The sequence below is a fragment of the Streptomyces sp. NBC_01384 genome (assembly GCF_045040035.1).
In the GTDB taxonomy this organism is placed as follows: domain Bacteria; phylum Actinomycetota; class Actinomycetes; order Streptomycetales; family Streptomycetaceae; genus Streptomyces.
In genome coordinates this window covers 2611734-2624522 of the sequence record NZ_CP109559.1, presented here as the reverse complement: position 1 = coordinate 2624522, position 12789 = coordinate 2611734, and the positions used below count along the sequence as shown (strand labels likewise).

The window sequence follows — 12789 nt, the reverse complement described above, 5'->3', positions numbered from 1 at the left end:
CCCCATCGGCGTACTCGCAGAGCGCGGGCGCGGGCGCGGGTTACGGCAGCGCCAGCATCCGCTCCAGTGCCAGCTTCGCGAAGGCCTCCGTCTCCTTGTCCACCTCGATGCGGTTGACGAGGTTGCCCTCGGCGAGGGACTCCAGGGTCCAGACCAGGTGGGGGAGGTCGATGCGGTTCATCGTCGAGCAGAAGCAGACCGTCTTGTCGAGGAAGACGATCTCCTTGTCCTCGGCAGCGAAACGGTTCGCCAGGCGGCGGACGAGGTTCAGCTCCGTGCCGATGGCCCACTTGGAGCCGGCGGGAGCGGCCTCCAGGGCCTTGATGATGTACTCCGTGGAGCCGACGTAGTCCGCCGCCGACACGACCTCGTGCTTGCACTCGGGGTGGACGAGGACGTTCACGCCGGGGATGCGCTCCCGGACGTCGTTCACCGAGTCCAGCGAGAAGCGGCCGTGGACCGAGCAGTGGCCGCGCCACAGGATCATCTTGGCGTCGCGCAGCTGCTCCGCGGTGAGGCCGCCGTTCGGCTTGTGGGGGTTGTAGAGGACGCAGTCCTCCAGGCTCATCCCCATGTCACGGACGGCGGTGTTGCGGCCGAGGTGCTGGTCGGGGAGGAACAGGACCTTCTCGCCCTGCTCGAACGCCCACTCAAGGGCCCGCTGGGCGTTGGAGGAGGTGCAGATCGTGCCGCCGTGCTTGCCGGTGAACGCCTTGATGTCGGCGGACGAGTTCATGTACGAGACGGGCACGACCTGCTCGGCCACCCCGGCCTCGGTCAGCACGTCCCAGCACTCGGCGACCTGCTCGGCGGTGGCCATGTCGGCCATGGAGCAGCCGGCGGCCAGGTCGGGGAGGACGACCTTCTGGTCGTCGGAGGTGAGGATGTCCGCGGACTCCGCCATGAAGTGCACGCCGCAGAAGACGATGTACTCGGCCTCGGGGCGTGCGGCGGCGTCCCGGGCCAGCTTGAACGAGTCGCCCGTGACGTCCGCGAACTGGATGACCTCGTCGCGCTGGTAATGGTGGCCGAGTACGAAGACCTTGTCCCCGAGCTTTTCCTTGGCCGCGCGGGCGCGCTCCACCAGGTCCGGGTCGGACGGCGAGGGCAGGTCGCCGGGACACTCGACGCCGCGCTCACTCCTCGGGTCGGCCTCACGGCCGAGCAGCAGCAGGGCGAGGGGCGTCGGCTGTACGTCGAGCTCCTGGGTCTGGGCGGTGGTCACGACACGCACCCTTTCTGTTCTGCGGCTCGCTTGGATCACGGGGGCGATCCAGCGGGACATGCCTTTTCGTCGAATTGACGCTATCTATCATAACCGGTTCACGTCACTTTGACGACGTCCATAGCGTCGATGTGACGTGAATCCCGGACGGTTGCCCGACGGTTGTCCACAGGCCGCTGTTCGCGTTCTTGCGCATGTGCGAGCATGAGAGGAGAGAACGGAAAGACAACGGCAAAGACAGACTCTCGGCCCGGAATGAATCCGCGGCCCCGCCGGTTGCAACCGTCGGCAAGCAGTCTCCGTACAACCCGGGAGAGAAGCAGATGTCCGTATCGGACGAGACCACCACCGTGAGCGACGGCATCATCCTGTCCGACGCCGCCGCGGACAAGGTCAAGGCCCTGCTCGACCAGGAAGGCCGCGACGATCTGGCGCTGCGCGTCGCCGTTCAGCCCGGCGGCTGCTCCGGCCTGCGGTACCAGCTCTTCTTCGACGAGCGCTCCCTCGACGGCGATGTCGTCAAGGACTTCGGTGGCGTCAAGGTCGTCACCGACCGCATGAGCGCTCCGTACCTGGGCGGCGCGTCCATCGACTTCGTTGACACCATCGAGAAGCAGGGCTTCACGATCGACAACCCGAACGCGACGGGCTCCTGCGCCTGCGGCGACTCCTTCAGCTGAGCCCGGCCCGGCCGGGTCCGTAGCCGTCATGGCTCACGACTCATGGCTCACGACTCGTGGCACACGGCTGAACGTGTACGAAGGCGGCGTCCCCCTCCGACAGGGACGCCGCCTTCGCGTATCCGCGGCCGCTACTGCACCTGGGGCGACTTCGGCATCTTCGGCGTGTCCAGCGAGGCGCCCCGCGCCTTCCCTTCCGGGATCTGCTTGCCGTCCGATCCGACGACCTCACGGTCGCCGAGCGGCTTGTCCAGGTGCACCGTCTTCTCGTAGACCTTGGCGATCATGATGCAGATCTTGCCCTGCCAGGGGGTCTCGGTCACCGTGACCGTCACCTTGTCCGAGGTCTCGCTCGCCGAGGCGGAGTAGTCCGCGCACACCCCGCCCGTGAAGCTCACGGTCAGGTCCTTGCCGTCGGCGGTGTAGCCCTGCACCTTGACGGCACGGGACGTCGGCGCCGCGCTCGGCCGCGGGCTGGGAGTGACGGTCGGCGTCGGCGTCGCGGTGGGCTCCGGCGAGGTCAGATACTTCGGGTCGACCGCCGGATGCGTCACCGTGAAGGCGGAGGCCGTGCCCGTCGGCCGTACCTCGAACAGCCAGGACGGCACCAGCGTCTGGTGCCCGGACACGAAGTGCGAGGCCAGCCCGAAGACGGCCTTCTCGACCGCCACCGACTCCCGCTTCGGCAGTGCGGTCGACGCCTCGCACGGCATCTCGTCACGGTCCTTCACCGGTACGGCGCTGGCGCAGCCCCCGGGTCCCTTGCGCCCGCCGCCCGGTGCCGACACCGAACCCGACCCGTTCATCAGGTCCAGGGTCTTCTGCGCGCTGATCACGGGGTACGTGTCCCCTTTCTCCGGTGCCTTCAGCAGGCCGCTGCCGCCCACCACCTGGCCGTCCGTGGCGACCTGGATGCCGGTGGTCCAGCCGTACGTGGGCAGGCCGCCGACCTCGGGGTCCGCGTTCACCACCCGTACGGCGCCCATGAGCCCGCTCGCGTCCAGCTTCGCGTCGTCCTGACCCAGCGCCTTCAGTACGGGAGCGGCGGCCTTCTTCGCGGCGGCCTCGCTCACCGCGTGGCTGCTCGGGGAGCCGGGGTCGCTCGTGCAGACGGCGCCCTTGCAGTTGTCGGTGCCGGGCGCGTACCGGCTGAACGTCCAGGTACCGGGAGCCCGCTGGTTGACCTGGAGGCTCGGCCCCGAGCCGTCCTTGTCCTGGCCGACCTGCCAGGTCTCGCCGGTGAGCTTCGGGGTGCCCGTGAGGTCGAGGGCCTTCGCGAGCCGGGCCACCTCGGCCGCCGTGACCTTCCCGTTCGCCGCGTAGACGGGCGCGGAGTCCGGGCCGCCGGGGAGCTTGCCGTCCGCGTGGTAGGTCGCGCCGTAGGGGTTGGGCTCGCCGGGCGCGATGCCGCCCGTGCCACCCGTACCGCCCTTGGTGTAGCCGTCGAGAGCGAGCGGCGGGGGAGTGCCGTCGCCGCCGGGGGCCGCGGAGCCGGTGCGGCCGCCCCCGCCGCCGGAAGCGGTCGCGGCGAAATACGCCCCGCCGCCCCCGACGAGCAGAACCGCGGCCGCGACCGAGGCGACGGCCACCGGGGAATGCCGCCTGCGCGGCTTGGCCGGCTCGGCACCACCCTCGGCGGGTTCGGTCGCTTCGTCGTCGGGTCGCTCGGTGCTCACCGCATCGCTCCTTCTGGTCGTACACCGCATCCCCTCTACGGGGGACGGCGATGGGACGCAGCGGGGGAGCGCACGGTTCCCTGCGGACGCGCTGTCGGGCGCGCCCTTTCGCTTGTCGCGTTCGCTTGTCGCGTTCGCCTGTCTCTTCCGCCGCCCTCTCAGTCGCCGTAGTCGGACATGGCGTCCAGCAGGCGGGCGGAGGCGGGCGGCACGGTCACACCGTGGATGCGCGACGGGGACACGGGGAAGTCGGGGCGGGAGGTGATCGGGTCCGGTGCCGCCCAGTGCCGGGCCGTCCGGGCGCCGTCGCCGCGCAGTGACGCCAGACCGCCTTCGAGGTCGTGCGGAGCGGAGCCGTGGACCTTGAGGTTCGTCATAACGGAACCGTATGCATGCCGGGCATCACGAAGAAAGATCTACTATCGGGTAGTTTTGGCCGCTTCAGTGGGCACGTGTCGACCGGGTAGCGTGAACTGTCAATCCCCTCCCCCCGCAGGAGCGTGTCCTCGCCGTGCGTATCGCAGTCACCGGCTCCATCGCCACCGACCACCTCATGACCTTCCCCGGCCGTTTCGCCGACCAGCTGGTCGCGGACCAGCTGCACACGGTCTCCCTGTCCTTCCTGGTCGACAACCTCGACGTACGCCGGGGTGGTGTCGGCGCGAACATCGCCTTCGGCATGGGACAGCTGGACACCCGGCCGATCCTGGTCGGGGCCGCGGGTTCCGACTTCGACGAGTACCGGGCGTGGCTGGACCGCCACGGCGTCGACACCGACTCCGTACGGATCTCCGAGGTGCTGCACACCGCGCGCTTCGTGTGCACCACGGACTCCGACCACAACCAGATCGGCTCCTTCTACACGGGCGCGATGAGCGAGGCCCGGCTGATCGAGCTCAAGGCCGTCGCGGACCGGGTGGGCGGGCTCGACCTCGTCCTCATCGGTGCGGACGACCCGGAGGCGATGCTGCGCCACACGGAGGAGTGCCGTTCGCGGTCCATCCCCTTCGCCGCCGACTTCTCGCAGCAGATCGCCCGGATGAACGGCGACGAGATCCGGATTCTGCTGGACGGGGCGACCTACCTCTTCTCGAACGAGTACGAGAAGGGGCTCATCGAGTCGAAGACCGGCTGGAGTGACGAGGACATCCTGTCGAAGGTCGGCCACCGGGTGACGACCCTCGGGGCGCAGGGCGTGCGCATCGAGCGGGCCGGCGAGGAGCCGATCGAGGTCGGCTGCCCGGAGGAGGAGCGCAAGGCCGACCCGACGGGCGTCGGCGACGCGTTCCGCGCCGGGTTCCTCTCCGGCCTGGCCTGGGGCGTCTCCCTGGAGCGTGCCGCCCAGGTCGGCTGCATGCTCGCCACGCTGGTCATCGAGACGGTCGGCACCCAGGAGTACCAGCTCCGCCGCGCCCACTTCATGGACCGCTTCACCAAGGCGTACGGCGACGAGGCGGCGACGGAGATCCAGGCCCACCTGGCCTAGGCGCCCACCTGTCCTGGGCGACCGTCGGGAGTGCAGGGTGCTCCGCCCCCTGCACTCCGGGTCCCCGGGAACGTCCCCCTCCCTACACCGCCCGCCTCACCACATAAGCCACCCCGCGCTCCGCGGCCTCCTCCCCCACGAACTCCTGGCCCCGCATCTCGCACCATGCCGGAATGTCCAGCCGGGCCGCCTCGTCGTCGGAGAGGACGCGGACGGTGCCGCCCACGGGCACGTCCCCGATGACCTTGGCCAGTTCGATGACCGGGATGGGGCAGAGCTTGCCGAGGGCGTTCACGACGAGGGCGTCGGAGGGGGAGGGGAAAGAGAGAGGTGAGGGGGAGGCCGGCGTCGGGGCTGTCGGGGCGCCGAGTTTCTCGCGCACGTCCGAGACCGCACCCGGCAGCACCGACAGGAACCGGTCGACGTCCTCGGACGGCGTACCCGGGGGCAGCGACACGCGGACGTTGCCCTCGCTCAGAACGCCCATCGCCTTCAGGACATGGCTGGGGGTGAGTGTGCTGCTCGTGCAGGAGGAGCCGGAGGAGACCGAGAAGCCCGCGCGGTCCAGTTCGTGGAGGAGGGTCTCACCGTCGACGTACAGGCAGGAGAAGGTGACGATTCCCGGCAGCCGCCTCATTCCGTCCCCGACCACCTCCACGTCCGGGACCAGCTCCGGCACTCGTACGCGGATTCGTTCCGTCAGTTCCCTTAGGCGCGCGGCCTCCACGGCCGCCTGCGTGCGAACGGCGCGCAGCGAGGCGGCCGCGGCCACGATGGCCGGGATGTTCTCGAAGCCGGGCGCCCGGCCCGACTCCCGCTCGTCCACGGGACCTTGAGGCGCGAACCGCACCCCCTTGCGTACGGCGAGGAGACCGACACCCGATGGGCCGCCCCACTTGTGGGCACTTGCCGTCAGCAGCGACCAGTCACCCTCCACTCGGCCCCAGGGCAGCGACTGCGCCGCGTCCACCAGCAGGGGTACCCCGGCCGCCCGGCACGCCTCCGCGACCGCCGCCACCGGCTGCTCCGTACCCACCTCGTGGTTGGCCGACTGGAGGCAGGCGAGCGCGGTGTCGGGGCGCAGGGCGGTGGCGTAGGAAGAAGGCGAGACCGCGGCCGTACGGTCGACCGGGATCGTCGTCACCGAGCCGCCCGCCGCCTCGTGGACCTCTGCCGAATGGAGTACCGACGAGTGTTCGACGGCTGACACGATCAGGTGGCGTCCGACACGCCGACGGCCCGCCAGGGCGCCCTCGATCCCGGAGTGCACCGCGCGGGTGCCGGACGAGGTGAAGGTCAGCTCGTCCGGGCGACAGCCCACCGCCTCGGCCGCCGCCTCGCGGGCCGCGTCGAGAAGGAGCCGGGCCCGCCGTCCCTCGCGGTAGAGACGGGCAGGATCGGCCCAGCCCTCGTCGAGCGAGGCCTGCAGGGCCTGCCGGGCCACGGGATGGAGAGGGACGGCGGAAGCGGCATCGAAGTAGGACACACAGCAACGCTAAAGCCCCGGTCAGGGCAGCGCCTCAAAGGGGCGCGGGGAACGGCGCGACAAGCCACGACGAAGCCGCAGTCGCCGAGGGACCTGGCCGACCGAGCTGCGTGGCGCCCGAACCCCCCGTCAGAAAGCGACCCAGGGCGGGGCATCCCACCCCTTCGGAGTGACCCGCGGCGCGTTGGGCACCCTCCCCGCGCGACCCCAAATAGCGTCCAGTAGGGTTTGGTCCGCATAAACATCCAAACCCCTGCCCGTCGCAGGGCGGCGACCGACCAGCGAGAAGGCCGCAGCCAACAGCGCGGGCGAGACTCTCGGGAAGGCGCTACGTGAGTCCCAACGGCTCCGACCGCTCGCCGCGGCGCCCGATGCGGCGGAAGCTGCTGCAGGCACTGACTGCGGGCCTGGTCCTGGCGACCGCCACCGGTTGCACATACAAGGACTTCCCCCGCCTTGGTATGCCCACCCCGGCCACGGAAGAGGCTCCGCGGATCCTCTCTCTGTGGCAGGGGTCCTGGGCGGCCGCGCTCGCCGTCGGCGTGCTGGTGTGGGGCCTGATCCTGTGGAGTGTGTTCTTCCACCGGCGCAGCCGCACCAAGGTCGAAGTTCCTCCGCAGACCCGGTACAACATGCCCATCGAGGCGCTGTACACGGTGGTCCCCCTCATCATCGTCTCGGTGCTGTTCTACTTCACCGCCCGCGACGAGACGAAGCTCCTCAGCCTCAAGCAGAAGCCCGACGTCACGGTCAACGTGGTCGGCTATCAGTGGAGCTGGGGCTTCAACTACATCGCGGACGTTCCCGGTGTCACCGGCAACGCCAAGATCGACCCGAACCTGAAGGCCATTCCGGACCGGTTCAAGAAGGACTTCCCGGCGAACGCCGGCGGTGTCTATGAGGTCGGTACGCCGGGTGAGCGGAACCCGCAGACGGGCAACCCCGGTCCGACGCTCTGGCTGCCCAAGGGCAAGACGGTCCGCTTCGTCCTGACTTCGCGTGACGTCATCCACTCCTTCTGGGTGGTGCCGTTCCTGATGAAGATGGACGTCATCCCGGGCCACACCAACTCCTTCCAGGTGACCCCCAACAAGGAGGGCACCTTCCTGGGCAAGTGCGCCGAGTTGTGCGGCGTCGACCACTCCCGGATGCTCTTCAACGTGAAGGTCGTCTCCCCCGAGCGCTACGAGGCCCACCTCAAGCAGCTCGCGGCGCAGGGACAGACCGGTTACGTCCCGGCCGGCATTGAGCAGACGGGCCACGAGAAGAACCGGGAGACGAACAACCTGTGAGCATCCTCAACGAACCTCAGGGTGCCGGGGCAGCCGAAGACTCGTACGAGAACGAGCTGCCGGTGCGGCGCAAGCAGCCGGGCAACGTCGTGATCAAGTGGCTCACCACCACTGACCACAAGACGATCGGCACGCTCTATCTGGTCACGTCGTTCGCGTTCTTCTGCATCGGCGGCGTCATGGCGCTGCTGATGCGTGCCGAACTGGCGCGCCCCGGCACGCAGATCATGTCGAACGAGCAGTTCAACCAGGCGTTCACGATGCACGGCACGATCATGCTGCTGATGTTCGCGACGCCGCTGTTCGCCGGTTTCACGAACTGGATCATGCCGCTGCAGATCGGCGCGCCCGACGTGGCGTTCCCGCGGCTGAACATGTTCGCCTACTGGCTCTACCTGTTCGGCTCGCTCATCGCGGTCGGTGGCTTCCTCACCCCGCAGGGCGCGGCCGACTTCGGCTGGTTCGCCTACAGCCCGCTGTCGGACGCGGTCCGCTCGCCGGGTGTCGGCGCCGACATGTGGATCATGGGTCTGGCCTTCTCCGGCTTCGGCACGATCCTCGGTGCGGTCAACTTCATCACCACCATCATCTGCATGCGCGCTCCCGGCATGACGATGTTCCGCATGCCGATCTTCGTGTGGAACGTGCTGCTCACCGCGGTGCTCGTGCTGCTGGCCTTCCCCGTGCTGGCCGCCGCGCTGTTCGCCCTGGAGGCGGACCGCAAGTTCGGTGCGCATGTGTTCGACGCCGCAAATGGCGGAGCCTTGCTATGGCAACACCTCTTCTGGTTCTTCGGCCATCCAGAGGTGTACATCATCGCCCTACCATTCTTCGGAATCATTTCCGAAATCATCCCGGTGTTCTCGCGCAAGCCGATGTTCGGCTACATGGGCCTCATCGCCGCGACCATCTCGATCGCCGGTCTCTCCGTGACCGTGTGGGCGCACCACATGTACGTCACCGGTGGCGTACTGCTCCCGTTCTTCTCCTTCATGACGTTCCTCATCGCCGTGCCGACAGGCGTGAAGTTCTTCAACTGGATCGGAACGATGTGGAAGGGGTCCTTGAGTTTCGAGACCCCGATGCTCTGGGCGGTCGGCTTCCTGATCACCTTCACCTTCGGTGGTCTGACCGGTGTCATCCTGGCCTCGCCGCCGATGGACTTCCACGTCTCGGACTCGTACTTCGTGGTGGCGCACTTCCACTACGTGATCTTCGGTACGGTCGTGTTCGCGATGTTCGCCGGCTTCCACTTCTGGTGGCCGAAGTTCACCGGCAAGATGCTCGACGAGCGCCTCGGCAAGGTCACCTTCTGGACGCTGTTCGTGGGCTTCCACGGCACCTTCCTGGTGCAGCACTGGCTGGGTGTCGAGGGCATGCCGCGTCGTTACGCGGACTACCTCGCCGCCGACGGCTTCACCGCGCTGAACACGATCTCGACGATCAGCTCGTTCCTGCTCGGCCTGTCGATCCTGCCGTTCTTCTACAACGTGTGGAAGACCGCCAAGTACGGCAAGAAGGTCGAGGTCGACGACCCGTGGGGCTACGGCCGCTCGCTGGAGTGGGCCACGTCCTGCCCGCCGCCGCGGCACAACTTCCTCACGCTGCCGCGAATCCGTTCCGAATCCCCGGCCTTCGACCTGCACCACCCTGAGATCGCCGCTCTCGACCAGCTCGAGAACGCCGGACACGGTGCCTCGACGGGCGGGGCCCTCGCTGGTGGCAAGGAGGCCGGCAAGTGAAGGTCCAAGGCAAGATGTTCCTCTGGCTGGCCGCCTTCCTCCTCGTCATGGCGACCGTCTATGGCGTGTGGTCGAAGGAGCCGGCCGGTACCACGGCGCTCTTCCTGGCGTTCGGCCTGAGTGTGATGGTCGGCTACTACCTGGCCTTCACGGCCCGGCGGGTCGACCAGCTGGCGCAGGACAACGACGAGGCCGATGTCGCGGACGAGGCCGGCGAGGTGGGCTTCTTCAGCCCGCACAGCTGGCAGCCGCTCGCGCTCGGTGTCGGTGGCGCGCTCGCCTTCATGGGCGTCGTCTTCGGCTGGTGGCTGCTGTACTTCGGGTTCCCGATCATTCTGATCGGCCTGTGGGGCTGGGTCTTCGAGTACTACCACGGTGAGAACCGCACCCAGTAGCACGCGCGCGCCCCATTAGCACGAGCTGTACACCCGGGGAGCCCGGACACTCCGTCAGGAGAGTCCGGGCTCCCCGTTTGCCATGCCTCGTGTCCCCCGCACGGGTCACCCAACGCGCCGTGGCCGACGGGGGTTCATAGCGTGAGGTCATGAACCATGCACCGCGAATCCGCACGGTCGCCGGCTGCACCACGCTGGTGGTCGCCCTCGGCGCGGCCGCCACCGCCTGCGGCGCAGGCGACCATCCGCTCTCGGCCAGGCCGTACGACGCTGCGGGGGAGCTCTCTTTCAACGGTCCGGTCGGCAAGAGCCGGAAGGTCGACCCGGACAAGCCCCTGGAGATCACCGCCAAGGACGACGACGGGCGCATCACCGATGTGACGGCCACCGACGTGTCGGGGCGGTACGTGTCGGGCGAACTCGCCGCCGACGGCAGCCGCTGGCACAGCACCTCACCGCTGGCCGCAGGCGCCCACTACACGGTGCACGTCAGCACGGAGGACGAGGACGGTGCCCCCGGCCGCCAGGTCGTCGACTTCGAAACCACCGCGCCCACGACGAAGCGCCTCGACGTGACCTTCGGGCCCGAGGCGGGCGAGTACGGTGTCGGCCAGCCCGTCACCGCCACACTCAGTGCCCCCGTCAAGGACAAGGCGGCCCGCGCGATCGTCGAGCGCGCCCTGAAGGTCGACTCCCAGCCGGCCGTGGAGGGGGCCTGGCACTGGGTGGACGACAAGACGCTGCACTACCGCCCCAAGGAGTACTGGCCCATCCACGCCACCATCCAGGCGCACAGCAACCTCCAGGGCATGAAGGTCGCCGATCGGCTCTGGGGCGGCGATGCGAAGCCCTTGACGCTCACCACCGGGGACCGCTTCGTCGCCGTCACGGACGCCGCCGCGCACTCCATGACGATCTACAGGAACGACCAGGTGATCAACCAGATCCCGGTCACCACCGGCAAGCCCGGTTACGAGACCCGCAACGGCGTCAAGGTCGTACTGAGCAAGGAGCCCTCCGTACGGATGCGCGGTACCACCGTCGGCATCGCCGCGGGCAGCGCGGACTCCTACGACCTGCGCGTCTACTGGGCGACCCGGGTCACCTGGAGCGGCGAGTACGTGCACGCGGCGCCCTGGTCGGTGGGGGAGCAGGGGTCGGCCAACGTCAGCCACGGCTGCACCGGGATGAGCACCAGTAACGCCGAGTGGTTCTTCAAGAATGTGCGCCAGGGCGACATCGTGAAGGTCCAGAACTCCAACGGCGAGCAGATGGCCCCCTTCAGCAACGGCTTCGGCGACTGGAACCTCGACTGGGCGAACTGGCGCAAGGGCAGCGCCCTGACGGCCGACACCACCGAGGGCCCCAAGGTGACGGACCGGGCTCGCCTACGCCCGGAGAGTGCCTGAGACCGCGCCCCGAAAGGGGCGCGGGGCTCTGACATCCGGCGCCTGTGCCGCGGGGCGCGACCGGCCACCCCAGCCACCGACAACCCGTGGCCGCCGACGCGCACGGCCTCCCGAGCTCTCAGGCGCCCGAGAGAGCCTTACGGCGCAGCAGCGAGGCCAACGCAGAGGCGAACTCGACCGGATCCACCGGCAGGGTCACCGCCGCGTCCGCACGGCTCCACGTGGCCAGCCAGGCGTCCTGAGGACGCCCGATGAGCACCAGCACGGGCGGGCAGTTGAAGATCTCGTCCTTGATCTGCCGGCAGACGCCCATGCCGCCCATCGGAACCGCCTCGCCGTCCAGCACACAGACGTCGATCCCGCCCTTGTCCAACTCCTTCAGGACGGCGGCGTGCGTGGCGCACTCGATGAACTCGACCTGGGGAGCGTCGGGGGCCGGCCTGCGGCCGGTCGCCAGCCGCACCTGCCCCCGGGTGTTGGAGTCGTCGCTGTAGACCAGCACCGTGGCGGTCGGCTGCATTGTTCCTCCACGCATCTAAGAACAGCATTGGTCGGGAACTCCTGGTACCGATGGCGCGGATGCTACTCCCTCAAACACCTCGTCAACACCGGTTCGGACAGGGCTTCGATGGGCCATACGGGCTGGACACACCCCATCAACACCCCGAACGGCACCCCCGGGCGTGAGGGCGGGATAAGCGACCGACATAATGTCGGTCGTGGCGACAGCAACGACAGTAGAAACCGGGCACGCGCACCCGTCGGTCAATCGGCCGAACCTCACCAGCGTCGGAACCATCATCTGGCTGAGTTCCGAGCTGATGTTCTTCGCGGCCCTCTTCGCGATGTACTTCACCCTGCGATCGGTGACCGGGCCGGATCACTGGAAGGAGATGGCGAGTCATCTCAACATCCCGTTCTCGGCCTCCAACACCACGATCCTGGTGCTCTCCTCCCTGACCTGTCAGCTCGGCGTCTTCGCCGCCGAGCGCGGGGACGTGAAGAAGCTCCGGATGTGGTTCAGCGTCACGTTCGTGATGGGTGCGATCTTCATCGGTGGTCAGATCTTCGAGTACACCGAGCTGGTCAAGAAGGACGGGCTCTCGCTCTCCTCCGACCCGTACGGCTCGGTGTTCTACCTGACCACCGGCTTCCACGGCCTGCACGTGACGGGTGGCCTCATCGCCTTCCTGTTCGTCCTCGGCCGCACTTACGCGGCCAAGAGGTTCACTCACGAGCAGGCGACCGCCGCCATCGTCGTGTCCTACTACTGGCACTTCGTCGATGTCGTCTGGATCGGCCTCTTCGCCACGATCTACTTGATCAAGTAACCGGGCGGCGTCCGCGGCGAACCGATCGCACGCGGCGAACCGATCCATTTCCAGAAGCATCGACGCA

The 12789-nt window shown here is 68.4% G+C and carries 12 protein-coding genes; 7 read left to right on the top strand and 5 right to left on the bottom strand.

What is annotated here, in order from left to right:
- Positions 1-40: 40 nt before the first annotated feature.
- Positions 41-1225: a quinolinate synthase NadA gene (gene nadA, locus OG747_RS11820; RefSeq protein WP_266414701.1), complete on the bottom strand. Its 1185-nt coding sequence runs from the start codon at positions 1223-1225 to the stop codon at positions 41-43.
- Between the two features lie 323 nt (positions 1226-1548).
- On the opposite strand from nadA, the gene OG747_RS11815 reads away from it, so the two are divergent.
- Positions 1549-1905 carry a HesB/IscA family protein gene (locus OG747_RS11815; RefSeq protein ID WP_405879274.1) on the top strand — a complete coding sequence of 119 codons (357 nt, stop codon included), beginning with the start codon at positions 1549-1551 and terminating at the stop codon, positions 1903-1905.
- Positions 1906-2036: 131 nt separating this feature from the next.
- On the opposite strand, the gene OG747_RS11810 is transcribed toward OG747_RS11815, so the two are convergent.
- Positions 2037-3581 carry a hypothetical protein gene (locus OG747_RS11810; protein WP_405879273.1) on the bottom strand — a complete coding sequence of 515 codons (1545 nt, stop codon included), beginning with the start codon at positions 3579-3581 and terminating at the stop codon, positions 2037-2039.
- A gap of 158 nt (positions 3582-3739) precedes the next feature.
- Complete coding sequence (locus tag OG747_RS11805) at positions 3740-3958, bottom strand: hypothetical protein (protein ID WP_405879272.1); 219 nt, start codon at positions 3956-3958, stop codon at positions 3740-3742.
- 134 nt (positions 3959-4092) lie between these two features.
- Here OG747_RS11805 and OG747_RS11800 point away from each other — a divergent pair, with 134 nt between their 5' ends.
- A complete protein-coding gene (locus OG747_RS11800; protein WP_405879271.1) occupies positions 4093-5067 on the top strand; it encodes a carbohydrate kinase family protein in 975 nt (324 codons plus the stop codon).
- Between the two features lie 82 nt (positions 5068-5149).
- Here OG747_RS11800 and OG747_RS11795 read toward each other — a convergent pair whose 3' ends face one another.
- A complete protein-coding gene (locus OG747_RS11795) occupies positions 5150-6553 on the bottom strand; it encodes a cysteine desulfurase/sulfurtransferase TusA family protein (protein WP_405879270.1) in 1404 nt (467 codons plus the stop codon).
- Between the two features lie 332 nt (positions 6554-6885).
- On the opposite strand from OG747_RS11795, the gene coxB reads away from it, so the two are divergent.
- The 4 genes from coxB (at position 6886) to OG747_RS11775 (ending at position 11391) form a co-directional block, all read left to right on the top strand.
- Positions 6886-7845, top strand: a complete 960-nt coding sequence (gene coxB, locus OG747_RS11790; protein WP_405879269.1) for a cytochrome c oxidase subunit II — start codon at positions 6886-6888, stop codon at positions 7843-7845.
- The gene (gene ctaD / locus OG747_RS11785; RefSeq protein ID WP_405879268.1) at positions 7842-9587 is read left to right on the top strand and encodes a cytochrome c oxidase subunit I; all 1746 of its coding nucleotides are present in this window, start codon (positions 7842-7844) and stop codon (positions 9585-9587) included. Before coxB ends, ctaD begins: the two co-directional genes overlap by 4 nt.
- On the top strand, positions 9584-9982 hold the full coding sequence (locus tag OG747_RS11780; RefSeq protein WP_405879267.1) for a cytochrome c oxidase subunit 4: 399 nt from the start codon (positions 9584-9586) through the stop codon (positions 9980-9982). Before ctaD ends, OG747_RS11780 begins: the two co-directional genes overlap by 4 nt.
- Positions 9983-10131: 149 nt before the next feature.
- Positions 10132-11391, top strand: coding sequence for an Ig-like domain-containing protein (locus tag OG747_RS11775; protein ID WP_405879266.1), 1260 nt, complete (start codon positions 10132-10134; stop codon positions 11389-11391).
- Positions 11392-11509: 118 nt separating this feature from the next.
- Here the strand turns inward: OG747_RS11775 and OG747_RS11770 are convergent, their stop codons facing one another.
- Entirely contained in the window at positions 11510-11911 is a 402-nt protein-coding gene (locus tag OG747_RS11770; protein WP_405879265.1) for a hypothetical protein, read from the bottom strand.
- A gap of 190 nt (positions 11912-12101) precedes the next feature.
- Between OG747_RS11770 and OG747_RS11765 the strand changes: the two genes are divergently transcribed.
- Complete coding sequence (locus OG747_RS11765; protein WP_060902037.1) at positions 12102-12722, top strand: heme-copper oxidase subunit III; 621 nt, start codon at positions 12102-12104, stop codon at positions 12720-12722.
- Positions 12723-12789 lie beyond the last annotated feature (67 nt).